Raw genomic sequence first — 394 nt, 5'->3', positions numbered from 1 at the left:
ATCTTCCATGTCATGAATGATCTTCTCATCTTTTTGACCATGAACACGGACGATTTTAGCCGGCATACCGACCACTGTCACATCTGCTGGAACATCGGCTAGGACAACAGCAGCAGCACCTACTTTCGCATTTTCTCCGATTTCAACTGGGCCAATCACCTGGGCATGAGCAGAAACGAGTGCCCCTTTTCGAACTGTTGGATGGCGCTTCCCTGTATCCTTGCCTGTTCCTCCAAGAGTTACTCCATGGTATAACATTACACCAGATTCGACAATTGCAGTCTCACCAATTACCAATCCCGCGCCATGATCAATAAAGACTCCCGAGGCAATTTCTGCACCTGGATGAATTTCAATGTTGGTCCAAAAACGCCAAAACTGACTGTGCATCCGA

At 47.5% G+C, this 394-nt stretch carries 1 protein-coding gene; it reads right to left on the bottom strand.

The window, feature by feature from the left end; translation table 11 throughout:
- Positions 1-394: serine O-acetyltransferase EpsC (epsC, locus tag C1G53_RS09795; RefSeq protein WP_161941405.1), on the bottom strand; the 394-nt coding region annotated here is incomplete at both ends.

Origin of the sequence: Streptococcus suis (assembly GCF_002960445.1) — a bacterium.
GTDB classification, from domain to species: Bacteria; Bacillota; Bacilli; order Lactobacillales; family Streptococcaceae; genus Streptococcus; species Streptococcus hyiners.
This window is presented reverse-complemented; position numbering and strand designations above follow the sequence as displayed.